Source organism: Algoriphagus aquimarinus (assembly GCF_007997215.1).
In the GTDB taxonomy this organism is placed as follows: domain Bacteria; phylum Bacteroidota; class Bacteroidia; order Cytophagales; family Cyclobacteriaceae; genus Algoriphagus; species Algoriphagus aquimarinus_A.
This window is the reverse complement of the sequence record NZ_VORW01000005.1, coordinates 242,176-260,932: the sequence shown is the minus strand read 5'-3', so window position 1 is coordinate 260,932 and position 18,757 is coordinate 242,176. Positions and strand designations below refer to the sequence as shown.

The following is an 18,757-nucleotide window of genomic DNA, read 5'->3' as shown; positions in this document are numbered from 1 at the left end:
ATATTGTTTTTTCTGCTCAACATATACAATCAGAACTGATCCGAAAAAAGTATTTATTGCGTTAATGAACAAAAGTTATCATTTGATAGCCTAAAAAACGCAAAATATTATATTAGGATTTAGATATAAGCAGTAAAAATCTTTACTTTGCAGATTAATTAGTCTGTTTCATTGATTGAGTTTATAAATTAGTATTATTTGAATAAATCTTTACTATGAATTTTTTAACGCGGTTGAAAATCCTTCCTAGATGGATAATAGCCACCCTTGACTCCTTTATTCTTTTCTATTGTGCCTTATTTGGATATTTGGTTCGATTTAATTTTGAACTAGTTCTAATAGAGCAGAATGATGCTTTTGCCGGAAGCTTTATTTTTATGGTCGGCGGTCTATTGGTGATGCAAAACACCAGAAGCTACGAAGGTATTGTGCGCCATACTGGTTTTAGAGATGGTGCTAATATCTTTAAAACTGTACTCATAAATTTCATTCTATTTTTGTCCTTGAATTTCTTTCATGGCAACTTTCTGAATGATAGGTTTTTGCTTCCTACATCTGTACTTATTATAGCAAGTCTATCGTCGCTCTTCATGTTAATCTTTTACCGCTTGCTAGTAAAAGAACTATTTGTTTACCTGAAAAATGGAATTTTGGTAAAAGAACTGAAGAATGGAATAATATTCGGAGCTGGAGAAGCGGGAATTATCGCTCAGGAGGCAATTAAACGTGACAGCAAGATTCTTTTCAACACAGTGGCATTTTTGGATGATGATCCAAAAAAAGAAGGTAAAAATATTGATGGGAAGAGAATTTATAAGGGATTAGGCGATCTGGAAAAATTAGTGACTCAATTTGGTATCACAGAATTGATTATAGCGGTCAGGGATCTCTCTGTACAGCGAAAGAATGAAGTGATAGATGAATGTCTTCGTTTAAAGATTTCAGTTTCTATAGTTCCACCAGTTGACCAATGGATTAATGGTGGTTTGACAGCGGGGGCCATTCGCGAAGTGAAAATTGAGGACCTGCTTAGTCGTGAGCAAATAATTTTGGATAATCCTAGAATTCATCAAGACTTGCTAGGAAAAGTAATCCTGGTGACTGGTGCTGCTGGTTCAATAGGATCAGAATTATGCCGACAGATTAGTCATTATGAGCCTAAGCTGCTAATCATGTTTGATATTGCTGAATCAGCTTTATACGATGTGGAGCAAGAATTTAAGGAGAACCATGCCCATTGTCCAATAAAAATTGTACTTGGTGATGTACGGAATAAGAAGAAGGTTAAGGAAGTTTTTAAAGCATACAAGCCCCAGGTTGTATTCCATGCTGCTGCATACAAACATGTGCCAATGATGGAGAATTATCCAGAGGAGGCTATCCAATCAAACGTGTTAGGGACCAAAATTCTGGCAGATATTTCCGTGTTAGCTAAGGTGGATAAATTTGTTTTTGTTTCAACCGATAAAGCTGTGAACCCTACTAATGTAATGGGGGCAAGTAAGAGAGCAGCCGAAATGTATGTACAGGCTTTAAATGAATATCTTGAAAGAAATCATAAAAGTTACCATACAAAGTTTATCACTACCCGATTTGGAAATGTGTTGGGCTCTAATGGATCGGTGATACCATTGTTTAAGAAGCAAATAATGCATGGTGGGCCAATTACGGTGACTCATCCAGAAATAACTCGGTATTTCATGACTATTCCAGAAGCTTGTCAGTTAGTACTGGAGGCAGGGATAATGGGTGAAGGTGGTGAGATATATATCTTCGATATGGGAGATCCGGTCAAAATTCTTGACTTAGCTTATAAGATGATCAAGCTTTCTGGTAAAAAAGTGGGTGAAGATATTGATGTGGTTTTCTCTGGATTAAGAGAAGGCGAAAAGTTGTATGAAGAACTTTTAAATGATTTTGAGACAGTCAAAATTACTCACCATCCTAAAATAAAAATTGCTCAGGTGCTTCCATCCTCTTATCACAAGATCGATGGGCAAATCGAACTATTCATAGATTTGGTAACTAAAAATTCTGAGAATGAATTGGTTTCACATCTGAAAGTAATCGTACCTGAATTCATTTCTAACTCGTCAAGATTTGAAGTTCTTGATCGTTTAAATTAAGTTACTTGACAAGTTCAGCCCAGATCTAAGCAATCTATATTTTCTTATACTTATTTATATCTAGCAGCTTCGGTGTTACTAGATTCTTTACCTAATCCCGGTAGCTACTCCTTAGATACCCCATAGATACCCCGTAGATACCCGCATGATAAAGGCATGATAAAGGCATGATACTTGGGCTTTTGCTTACTTTATCTTTTTAATTATTTTTTGCATGACTACCATTTGTCATTTCAACCATTCACCACTCACAATTTTTACTACTAACAGTTACACGTGCTGGGACTGAAGCTGAATACTGATTACTAAGTCTAAGTACATGATACTTCTGAAAACACTATCTTTGCAAACCCTTTTTAAGGATAAATACCTTACTATGAAATCGAGCATATTACAGTTGTTTTATAATGCGTGGGTTATGAACCATGAGAGATTCCCCGTCCGACTGGGTTCAGCTGGGCATGCATGTGACCATAAAACCCAAATTATAATCACATGAAGAAAGAATTCACCTTACAATTGAGCCCTCAAGAGGCTTATGACCCTGTTGTTTTTCAGGAAGTAGTACTAAGGAAGGCAGGTCTTTCAGTAGATTCAAAAGAGGTAATAGCTAGGCAAGTGAAGCGCTCAATTGATGCAAGAGGCAGAAATATCAAAGTGAATATTCAAGCAGAGCTCTTTGTCAAAGAAACGCCACCTGCAATGCTTGACCACAAACCAGAATATAAAAATGTAGGGAATGAAGACCCAATTATTATTGTAGGGGCAGGACCAGCTGGACTTTTTGCAGCACTTCGCGCTATTGAGCTTGGAGTAAAACCCATTGTGATCGAACGAGGTAAGGATGTTAGATCCCGTCGGCGAGATCTCGCAGCAATCAACAAAGAGCATATAGTAAATCCGGATTCAAATTACTGTTTTGGAGAGGGTGGAGCTGGTACCTATTCAGACGGTAAACTATATACCAGATCTAAAAAGCGTGGAGACATTCGAAGGATCATGGAAATCCTAGTAGCGCATGGGGCTACAGAAGAAATTCTAGTGGATGCACATCCTCATATCGGCACAAACAAACTACCGAAACTTGTGGAAGACCTTCGGGAAAGTATCAAGCAGTTTGGAGGAGAAGTCTTATTTGATACTAGGGTTGAAGACTTCATTTTGGAAGGAAATGAGATGAAAGGTGTAGTAACTCAGCATGGAGATAAAATAATGGGAATGGGAGTAATCTTGGCTACAGGTCACTCTGCACGGGATATTTTCCAATTACTGCACAAAAAGGAGATCACCATTGAGGCGAAACCATTCGCATTAGGAGTTAGAATAGAACACAGTCAAAATCTCATCGATAGCATTCAATACCATTGCGGTTTAGATCGGGGGCCATATCTTCCTGCGTCTGCTTATTCATTAGTACATCAGACAGAATTCAAAAAGAAGCAAAGAGGGGTTTTTAGCTTTTGCATGTGCCCAGGAGGATTTATTGTTCCTGCAGCTACTGCTCCAGGAGAATTAGTAGTGAATGGGATGAGTCCCAGTCGTCGAGATGGGAAATTCGCTAATTCTGGAATAGTAGCTTCGGTCGAACTTGAAGATTTGCCTGAATATCAAAAATTTGGTCCTCTTGCAGCTATGGAATTTCAAGCTGATATAGAGAGAAAAGCTTGGGTAGCTGGCGGAAAAACTCAAACAGCTCCAGCTCAACGAATGGTTGATTTTGTAGAAAAAAGAGTGAGTTCCAGCCTACTTGATACTTCCTATCAACCTGGGCTGAATTCAGCGGAAATGAGGGATGTATTGCCGGATTTTATCTCAGAGCGTCTAGCGATGGCTTTTAAGGCTTTTGGGCAAAAAATGAAGGGCTATTATACTAACGATTCTCAGTTGATAGGACTAGAAAGCAGAACTTCTTCTCCAGTCCGTATTCCTCGTGATCGTGAATCTTTTGAGCATATTCAGATCAAACGTCTTTACCCATGTGGAGAAGGAGCTGGTTATGCAGGAGGTATTGTATCTGCAGCCATGGATGGGGAAAGATGCGCTGAGCGTTTGATTGAAGCTTATGTGAAGTGATGGAGGTAGGGTCGAATCATTATTCGCCCGAACAGATCCAAATTTCCGAAGAAAAGATTATCCTCAGGAATTGAAAATCCTGATTGGCATCTGAGTTTGGTCTGTGAGGACATTCTATGGTGAAGAAATTGGCCTGAAAGGCCATAATGTCCCAACGATGGGTGCATCCCATCACTAATTGAAGGAGATTGTTTTCTAGCCCTGAAAGGGATAAATCTTGTAAACTTCTATAAAACCAAAAAGAGGTAGCATGTCAGATGCTACCTCTTTTTGGTTTTAATACTGAATGTTGAATTTTGAATATCGAAGTTTATAACCTCAAATCATTGACCTACAAGCTTATCCCAACCAAGCAGACCAAGGAATTCGGCTAAGAATCAGAAGAAATCCAATCGCATACATCATATAGATACTTCTGAATCTACCTCTAGAAGCACCAGGTTTTTTAGCTCGAATATATCCAATACTGATTAACACTATCGCGATGATATTAATCAACGGGTGCTCTAGTGCCATCAATCTTGCTGCAGGATCAGACATAGCTGAACCTGATTTTAGCATTTCCAATCCCAAAGGACTTAGGAAATAAAGGATCAAACCTACCAACAACTGGATGTGTGAAAGGATAAAAGCGATCAATGCAATTTTTCTGTCTTTCTCCGTGAACTCACGATTAGAAAGGGATCCAATTAGCATGTAAATAATGACCACTGCCAAAGCAAGCAATGCGAGATAGGCCACACCTGAGTGTAAATGTTGTATTCCTGTGTACATGTTGTTATTTATTAGTTAACGAAAATAGGGCAAAAGTCTTTAACTCTTAACTATAAACTCTGATTTTACTCTACAAATAGAACCAAGCCTTTCAGATATTCAGTTTCAGGATGGAAAATGTTGATCGGATGATCAGCTGGCTGCGTTACTTGATGAAGGATTTTCACTTTTCTACCACATTCTAAAGCGGCGGCGGTGACAGTATTTCGGAAAAGTGCTTTGTCCACCACCTGACTACAGGAGAAAGTAAATAGAATTCCACCGGATTTGATTTTCTTTAATGCTTCAGCATTCAATCGTTTGTACGCCTGTACAGCATTATGTCTAGCTTTTAGATTCTTCGCAAAAGCAGGTGGGTCTAGCACGATCACATCGTAATCATCACCAATTTCGCGAATGTATTTAACCACATCGGCTACTTTCGATTCGTGCTTTCCTTTGATTTCTGGATTGAGCTGAATGTTTTCCTCCGTGAGCTCTATGGCTTTTGAAGAAATATCTACAGAATGTACTTCTGCTGCTCCCTCTTGTAGGGCCAAGACAGAAAATCCTCCTGAGTAGCAAAAAGTGTTTAGAACCTTTTTACCGTGGGAATAATCTGCCAGTAGTTTTCTGTTTTCGCGTTGATCGATGAAAAAACCTGTTTTCTGACCTTTTTCCCAATCAATTTTATAGGTCGCCCCATACTCCTTAACCAAGTCAGTTTTCGGCTCGCCGAGCACCCATTCATTGGAAATGACACCTAGATTCTTTGGTAACGTTTCAGCGCTTTTATCATAAACTCCTGAGATTTGATCTCCATAAGCCGTCTTGATAGCTTGTGCGATTTCATTTAGATGAGCATGCATCCCAATTTGATGCGCTTGAATGACTGCAGTGCCATTGTAAAAATCCACTATTAATCCCGGTAGTAAATCTCCTTCGCCGTGTACCAATCTGTATACATTCGTCGCTTCATTATCTGCAAGTCCTAGGCTTTTTCTCAAAGAAAGAGCTGAAGCAATTTTCTCATTCCAGAAGGATTGATCTATTTCCCGCTCTTCGAAGGAAATAATTCGAACCATAATTGAGCCTTCGGCAAAATGCCCTATCCCCAAAAACTCATCCTTCGAGGAGACAACGGTAACCAATTGACCATTTTCAAGATCGGCGTCTTTTTGGAAAATAGCTCCGGAGAATACCCAATGATGTCTTCTTTTTAGAGAGATTTCTTTGCCGTGTTTGAGTATGATTTTAGGATAGTTCATGAGTATTTTAAGTTAAGTAAAAGCAAAGGGAGCGAACGACCTGTCAAAACAAAGTTATTCGATCCCTTTATGAATTTTGAAGCCTAGGCTCCAATTGGAATTGTGATCGGTAGATAGGTGATTATTGCTGTTTATAGCAACGATCTACTACTTAGATTTACCGTACATTTTCTCTCTCAATTCCTTGATTTCTTCACTTTCAAGATAAGCTTCGTAAGGCATTCTTCTATCAATTGTGCCATTTGGAGTAAATTCTACAATTCTATTTGCAGAAGACTGTACAAATGCGTGGTCATAAGAAGACATCAATACCGTTCCGGTGAACTCAATTATTGCATTGTTGAAGGCAGTGATCGATTCCAGATCCAAGTGGTTTGTTGGTTCGTCCATTACCAAAAGGTTTGGATTCTGAAGCATCATCCTGGAGATCATACAACGAACTTTTTCACCTCCAGAAAGTACTGAACACTTTTTCAATGATTCCTCACCTGTGAAAAGCATTCTACCCAAGAAGGTTCTTACATAAGCCTCTTCCTGATTTCCTGAGAATTGTCTTAGCCAATCGATAAGGGAAATATCTGTTTTGAAAAATTCAGAATTATCGTTTGGTAAATATGCTTTGTTGATGGTAACTCCCCATTTGATACTTCCTTTTGAGGAAGGGATTTCTTCCATTATTGTTTGGAAGAATTTATTCACAGCCTGCTTGGTCTTAGAGATAAAAGCAATTTTATCGCCTTTGTCCACCATCAGATTTACGTCAGTGAAGTAAGTCACTCCATCAGCTTTCAATTCCAGGTTTTCAGTCATGAAAATCTGATCTCCGGCTTCTCTTTCTGGTTTGAAAATGATACCAGGGTATTTTCTCATCGAAGGCTCAATCTCATCGATGTTTAGCTTTTCGATCATCTTCTTACGCGCGGTCGCCTGCTTAGACTTGGCGACATTGGCAGAGAATCGATCGATAAATGCCTGCAATTCCTTTCTCTTATCCTCAGACTTCTTGTTGGAATCAGAACGCTGCTTCAATGCTAATTGTGAAGATTCGTACCAGAAGGTATAGTTACCAGAATATATTTTGATTTTCCCAAAGTCAATATCTACGATGTGTGTGGAAACTGAATCGAGGAAGTGTCTATCGTGAGACACTACAATTACCAAGTTTTTGAAGTCAAGCAGGAAATTTTCTAACCAATCGATGGTAGCTGCATCCAAATCATTGGTAGGCTCATCGAGAATCAAAATATCAGGATTGCCGAATAATGCTTGAGCTAATAGAACTCGAACTTTCTGGTTACCGGCAAGATCTTTCATTTGCATGTAATGCAGGTCTTCAGTGATCCCAAGACCTGATAGAAGGGCAGCAGCATCAGATTCTGCATTCCAGCCATCTATTTCTGCAAAATCAGCTTCGAGTTGGGAAGCTCGTAAACCATCTTCTTCGGAGAAATCCTCTTTCATATAGATGGCATCCTTTTCCTCCATGATGGCATACAGCGTCTTGTGTCCCATAAGAACAGTCTTGAGCACTTCTACTTCGTCAAATCCGAAGTGATTTTGGCTCAAAACGGCCATTCGCTGACCAGGAGTAATGCTGATGCCACCACTGGTACTATCCATTTCACCGGAAAGGATTTTCAAAAAAGTTGATTTTCCTGCGCCGTTTGCCCCGATCACACCATAGCAATTGCCTGGGTTGAACTTTAGGGATACTTCGTCGAAAAGGGTTCTTTTTCCAAATTTGAGGGATAGATTATCTACTGAAATCATAAAGGTGTTGCTTCTTTTTTGAGGCGCAAAGATAGGAATTAAATACGTGAAGACTTAGGGATTGTCCAGCTTTTGGAGTGATAGAATCATTGTTTATACTGGATGGAGGGTTTTATTTTTATCAGTTAGCTATATTGAGGTGTTAATGAGTTTCAAAGTTCTGAATGATTAGATTTTACCGGCTTGGTATTTTACTGTTGTGCCTGCAAATTTTTGCATTGGCTACCTATGGCCAAGTATCTACTATTGGAAAGGAATTTTGGTTGGGATATATGGACAATAACAGAATTCTCCCAGGAGCTCCAGACAGGGCGGTCTTAGAAATAGCAGCCGTTGAAGATGCTATTTTTACTATTGAATATCTTGGACAGTCGATTAGCCAGTCGTTAAAAAAAGGCGAGAGATATAATCTGGTCGTGGATTCGCGTGATGTGGATCTACATCATAGGTCCTCAGGAATAGTTGAAAAAAAGGGAGTTTTTATAAGCTCTACGGGTGATTTGTCTGTATATGCTTTTAATGAAAGAGTTAGGAGTGCTGATGGAACAGTCATCCTGCCCTTGGGAGCACTCGGAAAAGACTACTACGTCACTTCTCATTATGAGAGGCTCACATATCCAGTGGAATACGACGGGAATGTTGATGATGAAAGCAGTCTTTTGGTGATCGCAACAGAGAATGATACTCAGGTAGAAATATCCAAAAGTAATGGGTCAACACCTATCATAATTAAATTGGATCGTGCTCAAAGCTATCAGATAAAAGAAAAGTATGATCTCACAGGGTCAAGAGTGAGAGTGATCGGGGATGATGCAAATTCATGTAAGAAAATTGCTGTTTTCGGAGGGAATAAATGGACTTCGGTAGGAAACTGTGGTGCAGCAAATGACAATCTTTTTCAGCAAGCTTATCCCGTAACTACCTGGGGAAAATCATTTATCCATGTGGCTTTGGAAGGACGGTCATCGGGGGAGTTGGTAAAAGTGCTGGCAGCTGAAGAGAACACTGAAGTAGTTGTAAACGGAATTAGTAGAGGTACGATCGATGCAGGTGATTTTTTAAATCTTGATTTAAAAGCAGATGAAACAGTCTCAATCACAACTTCAAAGCCATCTTCTGTTACTGTTTTTTCTAAAAGTCAAGAATGCAATAATGCCAGCGACCCTAATTTTGGGCAAGGTGACCCATTTATGATTACCTACAGTCCAAATGAACAATTGCTGAAAGATGTGAAGTTTTCGGCTCTTTCATTACAGTCCATAGTGGTCAATTATGTGAATATTATTGTTCCTGCTGGATCTCAGTCAAATACTGTGTTAGATGGTAAGAATATAGGAGCTTCCTTTTCTCAGGTTCCCGGAAATTCCTCCTTTTATTTTGCCCGAATAAGTGTATCTCAAGGAGTACACCAGTTGACAAACCCAGAAGGTTTTATAGCCTACGTTTATGGATTTGGATATTTGGAATCCTATGGATATGCTGTGGGTGCTGCCTTGGATAATTTGAATTTTGAAGTTAAAGTTGACTATGATTTTGAAGTGGTTGGAGATCTCACAGCTTGCCTCAATGAAGAGGGAACTTGGTCTATAACTTCAGAAAATGAAAAGTTTACCTACTTCGTTTGGGATTTTGGAGATGATTCTGATATTCAAGAGGGACAAGAAGTAACTCATACATTTACCAAGCCGGGTAAATATGAAGTTTCTGTTACAGCCTCCATCAGCCAAAACACATGCGATCAGCAGGAAGAAGAAACGTTTACAGTAGAAGTATTAGAATCTAAAGCAACCCTAGTAGGAGAGCAGTCGGTTTGTCCTGATGTAGAAGAATTGATTTATAAAATTGAAGGAAAAGAGCATATTAAGTCTGTAAGCTTTGAAGTTGAAGGAGGCGTTATAGTACAAGATTATGGTGATTCAGTTTTGGTTAATTGGGGTCCGCCGAACCCAAATGCTAAAATTATTGCCACACCACTTAGTACAAACGGTTGCTTAGTCACGCCTATTTCTCTTGAAGTTGTTATCAATTCAAAACTGGATGCTGCTAAACCGGTTGGAAATATAACTATCTGCTTTGATCCTCTGATATCACATTTTTATACTGCCCCTAATCCTTCGGTAGGACGGGGCTACGAGTGGATGGTGAGCGGCGGAAAAATTATCTCCGGAGAAAACCAACCTACGGTTGAAGTCATTTGGGATACAGCAGGCACTACTGGTACAGTTAGCTATATGACATATAGTCTTGTAGACCAATCCTGTGCGGGAACTTCTGAAGAATTGCAGATATCGGTGGCAGAAGACTTTGTGGTTAAATTAGAGACTATTGAAAATGTCAAATGTTTTGGCGAGGCCAGCGGACAAATAATCTTAGATGTCCAAGGAGGCGTTGCGCCTTTTGTTTTTACTTGGTCTCATGATCCTGAGTTGAATTCAGCAACTGCAGGAAATCTACCAATTGGGAGCTATTCTGTTACCGTGATTGATAATATTGGATGTGAGAGAATTATAGAAAACTTAGAAATCACCGAGCCGCAAGTATTAGAGATTGCTTCAATAGCTGTAGCTGGAGTGAGTTGCTATGGTAAAAAGGATGGAGTACTGAATTTGACGGTGAAGGGCGGAACTGGTCCATATAAATTAGACTTGGACGGAGAGAAAGTGTTTTCGGGTCAGTTGAATCTGACGGACGTATCTCAGGGTTCTTACGAACTTATGGTTTATGATGATGCAGGATGTTCCGTTCCACTAATTTTTGAAATTACTTCGCCAGCTGCATTGGAAGTCGATGTGAGATTGACCAAGCCAGCATGTCCTGGTGGTAGTAATGGTGAGTTGTTTGCATTTCCTGCAGGAGGCAAGGCCCCTTTTATCTATTATTGGGAAGAACAGAATGTTAGTCAGAATTCCCTGACTGGACTATCAAAAGGAACATATACTATATCGGTTTTGGACGCTTCTGGCTGTGTGAGTTTAGGAACTGGATTAGTAACTGAAAAGGCACCGGATGTAAGAATGCCCTCAGGCTACTATCCACAGAGAGACGGGGGAGTTTTTCAGGCTGTTTCCAATTGTGAAATCAACTTTAATATCTGGATCTATAATAGATGGGGACAGTTGATTTACTCTGGTTCTGAAGGATGGGATGGCTTGGTTAATGGGAGAAATGCTACTCCAGGAAGCTATACTTTCTTGATGCAGTATAGTTTTCCGCTTGATGGGGAAATGCAGACTGTCGAAAAGCGGGGAAATTTTACGTTAATTATGTAGCCAATTAAGGAAATGAGTCAACTTTATGAATGGTAGATTCATTGTCAATTAACTTTTCACAGGTTACTAAGTCTTCAATTTTTCATTAACTCTTCTTCCAAAATAAATCTATTATCCATCCAATTGGATAGTTTTGTCTTAGCAAACTTTTACAATAGATGAAAAATATTTTAATCACTGGTGGAGCAGGTTATATAGGATCTCACACAGCAGTTCAACTCTTCGAAGCGGGATACAATCCGATAATCATTGACGACCTTTCTAATTCTGATGAAAAAGTACTTGACAGATTAGAAGATATTATTGGTAAAAGACTTACTTTTTTTAAAGGAGATTGTAGTGATCGTAGTCTTTTGGATCAAATTGCTACTGAGTATGAAATAGCCGGTGTGATACATTTTGCAGCGTTCAAAGCTGTGGGAGAAAGCACTAAGCAGCCATTGAAATATTATCAGAACAACATAGGGTCTTTGCTAGCTCTACTTGATTTCATGAAAGCTAAGCAAATTAAAGATTTGGTTTTTTCATCCTCATGTACTGTGTATGGTCAGCCTGACCAGTTACCCGTCACAGAGGCTACACCTAGACAAGATGCGGAGAGTCCGTATGGCAACACAAAGAAAATTTGTGAGGATATTTTGGTGGATTTTGTAAAAAGCCAAGCTGGAATCCGTGTGGTTTCCTTGCGTTATTTTAATCCCGTAGGAGCACATCCAAGTGGGAAGATAGGGGAGCTACCAATCGGTACTCCAGCTAATTTGGTTCCTTTTGTGACTCAAACTGCAGCTGGAATTCGAGAGAAGCTTACAATCTTTGGAGATGATTACGATACAATTGATGGTTCATGTGTCCGTGATTTCATTCATGTGATGGACTTGGCAGATGCTCATGTTAAGGCTTTGGATTATTTGAAAGAGCAGCAGGATGATTTTTACGATGTGTTTAATGTGGGGACTGGGAATGGAAATACTGTATTGGAAGTCATTAGAACATTTGAAAAAGTCAATCGCATAAAAGTAAATTTCGAAATCGGAGCTAGAAGACCAGGTGATGTTGTGAAAATCTGGGCCGATACAACTAAAATTAATTCCATACTTCATTGGCATCCTAGTTATTCCTTAGAAGACTCATTGAGAGATAGCTGGAATTGGCAGAAAACATTGTAACACGATTTTACTACACAACTAATCTCTGGTATTAGTTAAAAAGTTCTCTTTATGGTAAACATACCGTAAGAGAACTTTTTTTATTTTTGGATACTGATGAAAGAAGGCTAAGAAGAGGAATAATTTAAATAAAAAGCATATTTAAATTATATATAAAATTTTTGTTGAAAAGCGTATTCTTTTATTTGAAGAACATTAAATAGGTGTGTTGGGTTTTTTTACTACGAAAAAGAGTTCGCTTGTTGGCTTAAAATGATGTTCCAAGAGGATCTAAGCTTTTTTATTTCTTACCAAAGAGTCATAATTTGAGGGCGAATTATTATCAATTTCCATTAGATCATTAAATAAAAATTGAAAAATTTTAAGTTTGGATATGAATAAGTCCGTAAAGGGAGGAAGTAACTCATCACAAGTGCCAGTCCAAAAATATCAAAATCTTGATACTGTAGAGGATGCTTCACTATATAGAATTTACGAACTAAGTTCAATGGTTAGCGGTACTTCTAAGGCATTTATTTTAGTAGAAGGAAGAGATCTTCGTTTTAAAGCTGAAGTTGGATTTAGTATGGAGAGCAATGAGCTTAGGTCCTTTTTTAAGATGCATAGCTTAGATAAGACCGCACTAATTACCTGCGCAGATATAGAGAATCTTGCACTTACGTCGGAAGTTTCCAAAGCATTTTCCGATTATGCTATTAAAGCCTTTGCAGGACTTTCCTTGCTTAGTGAAAAAGGAGAGTTAATCGGTTGCCTTTATGTGCTAAGCAGTGATGCTATTTTACTGGATGAAAAAAGTAAAACTGCCTTGGAACTCCTGGCCCTTGAGGCTCAGTGTATAATCCAAGAGCGTAAGTTAATTGCTGATTACAGCAATGTAGAGAAGTTATTTAATCTCTCCAACGATCTGATTTGTATCGCTGGAACAGATGGCTTTTTTAAGAAAGTAAACCCTTCTTTCTCCAGAATTCTAGGCTGGACCTCTGATACTTTATTAAGTCGATCATTCTTTGAAATGGTACATCCTGATGATCTGGAGAAAACAAAATTGGAGATCGAAAAACTTGCCAGTGGAGAGCCCACTATCAACTTTACTCATCGATTTATTCATGAAGATGGTTCATACAAAATATTAGAATGGGTAGCTACCCCCAATCCAATCACAGGGGATTTATATGCCATAGCCAGAGATATTACAGATTGGAGTAAAGGAGAAATGGCTCTTGCTCAAAGCGAGGCACGTTTAAGAGCATTTTTTGAGAATTCTCAAGGATTCATGTGTACTCATGATATGAACGGTGCGTTTTTATCTGTTAATGATGCTGGAGCTACTATGCTGGGCTATTCCAAGGAAGAAATCTTAGGGATGAGTCTATTTGATATAGTTCCAGAATATCGTAAACCAGCGGTCCATGGATATTTGAAAGCCATTGATGCAGAAGGTATATTAAGTGGACAGATGATTACCCAACATAAACATGGACAGATATATACTTGGATGTTCAATAATGTTCGTGAGAAAAACAGTGTTGATGGTAGCTATTATGTGATCGGTAATGCTATTGACATGACTGAGCGTATGGGATTGGAGGTAGATTTAAAGCAGACCAAGTTTTTGCTTGAAGAAACAGGTAAGGTTGCTAGAGTAGGTGGATGGAATCTTGATATGGAAAAGCAAAAAATGACATGGACTCCGGTAACTAAACAGATTCATGAGGTAGCTGATGATTTTGAACCAGATCTTGCTACTGGTATTAATTTCTATAAGGAGGGGGAGAGTAGAAATAAGGTCATCAAAGCTGTAAATGAAGCAATAAATGAAGGTAAGCCTTGGGATTTAGAATTGCAGCTGGTGACTAATCTAGGAAATGAGATTTGGGTACGTGCAATTGGCCATTCGGAGTTTATTAATGGAGAATGTACTAGAGTCTTTGGTACTTTTCAGGACATAGATGAAGCTAAAAAATCTCAGTTAGAATTAGTTAGAACTAAAAAAACCTTGGATGATGTGATTAATGCTTCATCTGAGGTTAGTATCATTGCTACGGATGTAGCTGGTGTTATTACAGTGTTTAATCCGGGAGCGGAGAAAATGTTGGGTTACACAGCTGAAGAAATAGTAGGCAAGCATACGCCTGAAATATTTCACGATCATCAAGAAGTTGAATTACATCTGGCAGAACTTCAGAAGGAATTTGGGAAAGATATAGGTATAGAAGAAGTCTTCACAGCTAGGGCAGAAAGAGCCGGTATGGAGCAGCGGGACTGGAGTTATATGTCTAAAGACGGTTCTAGGAAAACTGTATCGTTGGTTGTTACTCCAATCCGGGATATAGATAATGTAACTATTGGTTATTTGGGTTTTGCTACTGATATGTCAGATATTAGGAAAATGGAAGATGAACTCATCTATGAAAAGAGTCGCCTTTCTGCTTTTGTCCAGCACGCACCCGCTGCTGTGGCTATGCTGGATAATGATATGAAGTACATCGCTGTCAGTAATCGCTGGATAGAGGATTATCAGTTGGAGGGACGAGAAATAGTGGGAGAATCGCACTATACTTTGTTCCCATCTATTAGCCAAGAAGGCAAAGAGAGACACGGACGTATTTTAAATGGAGCAGTAGAGACACGTGAGGAGGAATTGGTAAAAGTGCCTGGATTATCTGAAGACCAGTATGTTACTTGGGAAATGAGGCCTTGGTATCTGCCTAACAAGGAAATTGGTGGTATTATGCTTTTCACCCAAAACATCACCAGTCTGGTAAGACAGAGAGAGGAGTTGAAAAAAGCGAAACTACAAGCAGAAGAAGCCAGTGTTGCCAAGTCAGAATTCTTGGCCAATATGAGTCATGAAATCCGTACTCCACTAAATGGTGTAATTGGATTTACAGACCTTGTCTTGAAGACAAGTCTTAATGAAACACAACATCAATACCTTTCCATTGTTAATCAGTCTGCAAATTCCCTCCTGAGTATAATAAATGATATACTTGATTTTTCAAAAATTGAAGCTGGCCGTTTGGAATTGGATATAGATAAATGTGATCTCTATGAAATAAGTTCACAGGCTACTGATATCATAACCTATCAGATCCAAAATAAAGGTCTGGAAATGCTCCTAAACGTAGCGACAGACTTGCCTAGATTTATTTATGCTGATTCTGTTCGTTTGAAGCAAATTTTGGTGAACCTCTTGGGTAATGCTTCCAAATTCACGGAAAGCGGAGAAATAGAATTAAAAATAAAAACCCTGGAATCAAATGGAGACGATTATAAAATTCGCTTTGCAGTCCGAGACACTGGTATAGGAATTAAGCCTGAGAAACAATTAAAGATCTTTGAGGCATTTTCACAGGAAGACAGTTCCACTACTAAGAAATATGGCGGTACAGGTCTTGGCTTGACTATTTCAAATAGCCTTCTTAGACTAATGGATAGCAAGCTTGAATTGAAAAGTAAGCCAGGAAAAGGAAGTACTTTTTACTTCGATGTTACATTGAAAACTGAAAAGGGAGAAGCTATCGATTGGTTTGATGTAGATAAAATAAAGAATGTATTAATAGTTGATGATAATGAGAACAACAGACTAATTGTAAGGCAAATGTTGTTGCTTAAAAACATTCAGTCTAAAGAAGCATTCAATGGTTTTGAAGCGCTACAGCTATTGGCTACTGGAGAAGTTTTTGACGTAATTCTAATGGATTACCACATGCCTTTTATGGATGGACTTGAGACTATCCGTAAGATTAGAGAATCCTTTAAATCCTGGGGAGGTGAGGAGCCTATCATGCTACTTCATAGTTCTTCGGACGATCATAAAATAATAGAAAGTTGTAAAGAGCTACGTGTTCATCATCGTTTGATTAAGCCGATTAAGATTCAAGATTTCTATCAGGCACTTTCTAGACTTCACAAACCAGATGAATTTAAGGAAGTAAACAATCCTGATTTTCCGGCAGAAAGGATTAAAGAATTTACAGTGCTTTTGGCTGAGGATACTCTAGTCAATATGCTGTTGGCTAAAACTATCATTAAAAAAATTGCTCCATTAGCAACTATAAAAGAGGCTGCTAACGGGCTTGAAGCATTTGAATATTGCCAAAAGCATTTTCCGGATATTATCTTAATGGATGTTCAAATGCCTGTGATGAATGGGTATGAAGCAACCAAAAATATAAGGCTTTTAGAAAAGGATACTCGTGTTCCTATTATTGCCTTTACTGCTGGCAATGTGAAAGGGGAGCGTGAGAAATGCATAGCTGTAGGCATGGATGATTTTGTGGTAAAGCCAGTGGTGGAAGCGACCATAGATATGATCTTAAAAAAATGGGTGGGTACACATGCTTTAAAGGTGAGCCAGAAAGAGGAAGCAAAAAATTCAGGTGTAAATATTCATTATAATCCAGCTAAGCTGCAAAACTACACAGATAATGATTCAGAGGTTTTGAATAATATTCTGACAATTGTGAAAGCTGAATTAGCAAACTCACTTTTATCTTTAAAGGAAGTTATACAGGGAGAAGAATTAACTAAAATCAATGAAGCAGGACACAAGCTATATGGTACAGCTATCTCGGCAGGTATGAGTTCACTGACGGATTTGGCCAGTGAAGTTGAACATATGAATTCTTTTCAACCTACTCATATGAATGAACTATACGAACGTGTAGCAGCGGAAATAAAACTTGTGCTGAAGATGATGGAGGAAGAGAATTCTTAATGGATTCTCAGTTTTGAAAGCATTTGAGCATTGCATAAGCAATAGAGTTGAAAAAATATCTCATTGAAATAGAAGTTCATACGAATTATTAACGCAAAAATTCGAATCTACTTTTGCAATAACAAATCTAAAACATACCTTTGCATCACTCAAAAACGGGGTAGTTGAAGAGAAATCTAAAACGGTCTCGAATTTGAAAAAAACGGAGTGGTAGTTCAGCTGGTTAGAATGCCTGCCTGTCACGCAGGAGGTCGCGGGTTCGAGTCCCGTCCATTCCGCTTAAATTTGATGAAAAAGTTCATCAACTAGTGACAATTAAAATATTGGAGTGGTAGTTCAGCTTGTGAGATGCTTGTCCCGATACATCGGAAAGGTCACAAGTTCGAAATCACTTGTATGAGATAAAAAAATCTCAATTTAAAACCATTGGAGTGGTAGTTCAGCTGGTTAGAATGCCTGCCTGTCACGCAGGAGGTCGCGGGTTCGAGTCCCGTCCATTCCGCATTAAGTCCCGAAGAAATTCGGGACTTTTTTGTTTTTTAAGGATTTTTTGAATTCTTATATATTTATAAATATCCACTCCTCATTAAAAATTTTAATTCCCAAGGGTATATGCTTATCTTTGTTTTTCCCAAAAATCACCAGAATGGTATTAGAATTCGAAAAACCTATAGCTGATTTAGAACAGAAACTTCAGGAAATGAAGGATTTGGCTATTGGCAGAAATATCGATTTAAGCTCAGATATTGTATCCCTTGAAGATAAAATTCTTGCTTTGAAGAAAGAAACTTTTCAAAATCTGACGCGCTGGCAGCGAGTTCAGCTATCTAGGCACGCTGATAGACCTTATGCACTGGATTATATCTATGAGATGACAAATGATTTTGTCGAGCTGCATGGAGATAGGAATGTAGGAGATGATAAGGCTATGATAGGCGGTCTAGGAGATTTGGATGGCAGGTCAGTGATGTTCATCGGACAGCAGAAAGGTAGAAATACCAAGCAGCGTCAGATGAGAAATTTCGGGATGGCAAATCCTGAAGGCTACAGAAAGGCTCTTCGCTTAATGAAAATGGCAGAGAAGTTTGGTAAGCCTATCATCACTTTGATCGATACTCCAGGTGCATTTCCAGGTTTGGAAGCTGAAGAAAGAGGGCAAGGTGAAGCGATTGCGCGTAATATCAGAGATATGTTTATGCTGAAAGTCCCTGTTATTTGCATCATCATAGGTGAAGGTGCATCAGGAGGAGCTTTGGGTATCGCTATTGGAGATCGTGTTCTTATGCTTGAAAACTCTTGGTATTCGGTGATTTCCCCAGAAAACTGCTCTACGATTCTTTGGAGAAGTTGGGATTACAAAGAACAGGCAGCTGAGGCTCTTAAATTGACTGCCATAGACATGGAAGGCAATGGATTGGTTGACGGTATAATTCCTGAGCCACTTGGTGGAGCACATAGAAATATGAAAAAAATGGCTATCACGCTTAAGGAAGCTATTCTTCAAGCATTGAAGGAATTAGATAAAATCAAGCCAGAGAAAAGAATAGATCAACGCATCGACAAGTATTGTTCGATGGGTGTAGTAGTTGAGTAACATAATTTAAGCCCGGAT

General features: G+C 38.8%; 9 protein-coding genes and 2 tRNA genes. 8 read left to right on the top strand and 3 right to left on the bottom strand.

The window, feature by feature from the left end:
- Positions 1-215: 215 nt before the first annotated feature.
- Both ESV85_RS11275 and ESV85_RS11270 read left to right on the top strand, forming a co-directional pair.
- On the top strand, positions 216-2,126 hold the full coding sequence (locus ESV85_RS11275; protein ID WP_146917622.1) for a polysaccharide biosynthesis protein: 1,911 nt from the start codon (positions 216-218) through the stop codon (positions 2,124-2,126).
- Between the two features lie 495 nt (positions 2,127-2,621).
- Positions 2,622-4,199: an NAD(P)/FAD-dependent oxidoreductase gene (locus ESV85_RS11270; RefSeq protein WP_146917620.1), complete on the top strand. Its 1,578-nt coding sequence runs from the start codon at positions 2,622-2,624 to the stop codon at positions 4,197-4,199.
- A 339-nt stretch (positions 4,200-4,538) separates the two neighbouring features.
- On the opposite strand, the gene ESV85_RS11265 is transcribed toward ESV85_RS11270, so the two are convergent.
- The 3 genes from ESV85_RS11265 to ESV85_RS11255 form a co-directional block, all read right to left on the bottom strand.
- A complete protein-coding gene (locus tag ESV85_RS11265) occupies positions 4,539-4,973 on the bottom strand; it encodes a hypothetical protein (protein ID WP_146917618.1) in 435 nt (144 codons plus the stop codon).
- A 65-nt stretch (positions 4,974-5,038) separates the two neighbouring features.
- Positions 5,039-6,220: a class I SAM-dependent rRNA methyltransferase gene (locus ESV85_RS11260; protein WP_146917616.1), complete on the bottom strand. Its 1,182-nt coding sequence runs from the start codon at positions 6,218-6,220 to the stop codon at positions 5,039-5,041.
- A 147-nt stretch (positions 6,221-6,367) separates the two neighbouring features.
- Positions 6,368-7,990 (bottom strand): ABC-F family ATP-binding cassette domain-containing protein, encoded by a 1,623-nt coding sequence (locus ESV85_RS11255; protein WP_146917614.1) that lies wholly within the window; start codon positions 7,988-7,990, stop codon positions 6,368-6,370.
- A gap of 164 nt (positions 7,991-8,154) precedes the next feature.
- Here ESV85_RS11255 and ESV85_RS11250 point away from each other — a divergent pair, with 164 nt between their 5' ends.
- The 6 genes from ESV85_RS11250 (at position 8,155) to ESV85_RS11225 (ending at position 18,739) form a co-directional block, all read left to right on the top strand.
- Entirely contained in the window at positions 8,155-11,259 is a 3,105-nt protein-coding gene (locus ESV85_RS11250; RefSeq protein WP_146917612.1) for a PKD domain-containing protein, read from the top strand.
- Positions 11,260-11,417: 158 nt separating this feature from the next.
- Complete coding sequence (gene galE / locus ESV85_RS11245; protein WP_146917610.1) at positions 11,418-12,425, top strand: UDP-glucose 4-epimerase GalE; 1,008 nt, start codon at positions 11,418-11,420, stop codon at positions 12,423-12,425.
- A gap of 373 nt (positions 12,426-12,798) precedes the next feature.
- Positions 12,799-17,145 (top strand): PAS domain S-box protein, encoded by a 4,347-nt coding sequence (locus ESV85_RS11240; protein WP_191321985.1) that lies wholly within the window; start codon positions 12,799-12,801, stop codon positions 17,143-17,145.
- A gap of 204 nt (positions 17,146-17,349) precedes the next feature.
- A tRNA-Asp gene (locus ESV85_RS11235) sits at positions 17,350-17,423 on the top strand.
- Between the two features lie 150 nt (positions 17,424-17,573).
- A tRNA-Asp gene (locus tag ESV85_RS11230) sits at positions 17,574-17,647 on the top strand.
- A gap of 144 nt (positions 17,648-17,791) precedes the next feature.
- Positions 17,792-18,739, top strand: a complete 948-nt coding sequence (locus tag ESV85_RS11225; protein WP_146917608.1) for an acetyl-CoA carboxylase carboxyltransferase subunit alpha — start codon at positions 17,792-17,794, stop codon at positions 18,737-18,739.
- The last annotated feature ends 18 nt before the right edge of the window (positions 18,740-18,757 follow it).

Bases quoted from the DNA above. Each gene is read 5' to 3' on its own strand.
- ESV85_RS11275 (WP_146917622.1), top strand. From the start codon at position 216: ATGAATTTTTTAACGCGGTTGAAAATCCTTCCTAGATGGATAATAGCC.
- ESV85_RS11265 (WP_146917618.1), bottom strand. From the start codon at position 4,973: ATGTACACAGGAATACAACATTTACACTCAGGTGTGGCCTATCTCGCA.
- ESV85_RS11255 (WP_146917614.1), bottom strand. From the start codon at position 7,990: ATGATTTCAGTAGATAATCTATCCCTCAAATTTGGAAAAAGAACCCTT.
- ESV85_RS11260 (WP_146917616.1), bottom strand. From the start codon at position 6,220: ATGAACTATCCTAAAATCATACTCAAACACGGCAAAGAAATCTCTCTA.
- ESV85_RS11250 (WP_146917612.1), top strand. From the start codon at position 8,155: ATGATTAGATTTTACCGGCTTGGTATTTTACTGTTGTGCCTGCAAATT.
- ESV85_RS11240 (WP_191321985.1), top strand. From the start codon at position 12,799: ATGAATAAGTCCGTAAAGGGAGGAAGTAACTCATCACAAGTGCCAGTC.
- ESV85_RS11225 (WP_146917608.1), top strand. From the start codon at position 17,792: ATGGTATTAGAATTCGAAAAACCTATAGCTGATTTAGAACAGAAACTT.
- galE (WP_146917610.1), top strand. From the start codon at position 11,418: ATGAAAAATATTTTAATCACTGGTGGAGCAGGTTATATAGGATCTCAC.
- ESV85_RS11270 (WP_146917620.1), top strand. From the start codon at position 2,622: ATGAAGAAAGAATTCACCTTACAATTGAGCCCTCAAGAGGCTTATGAC.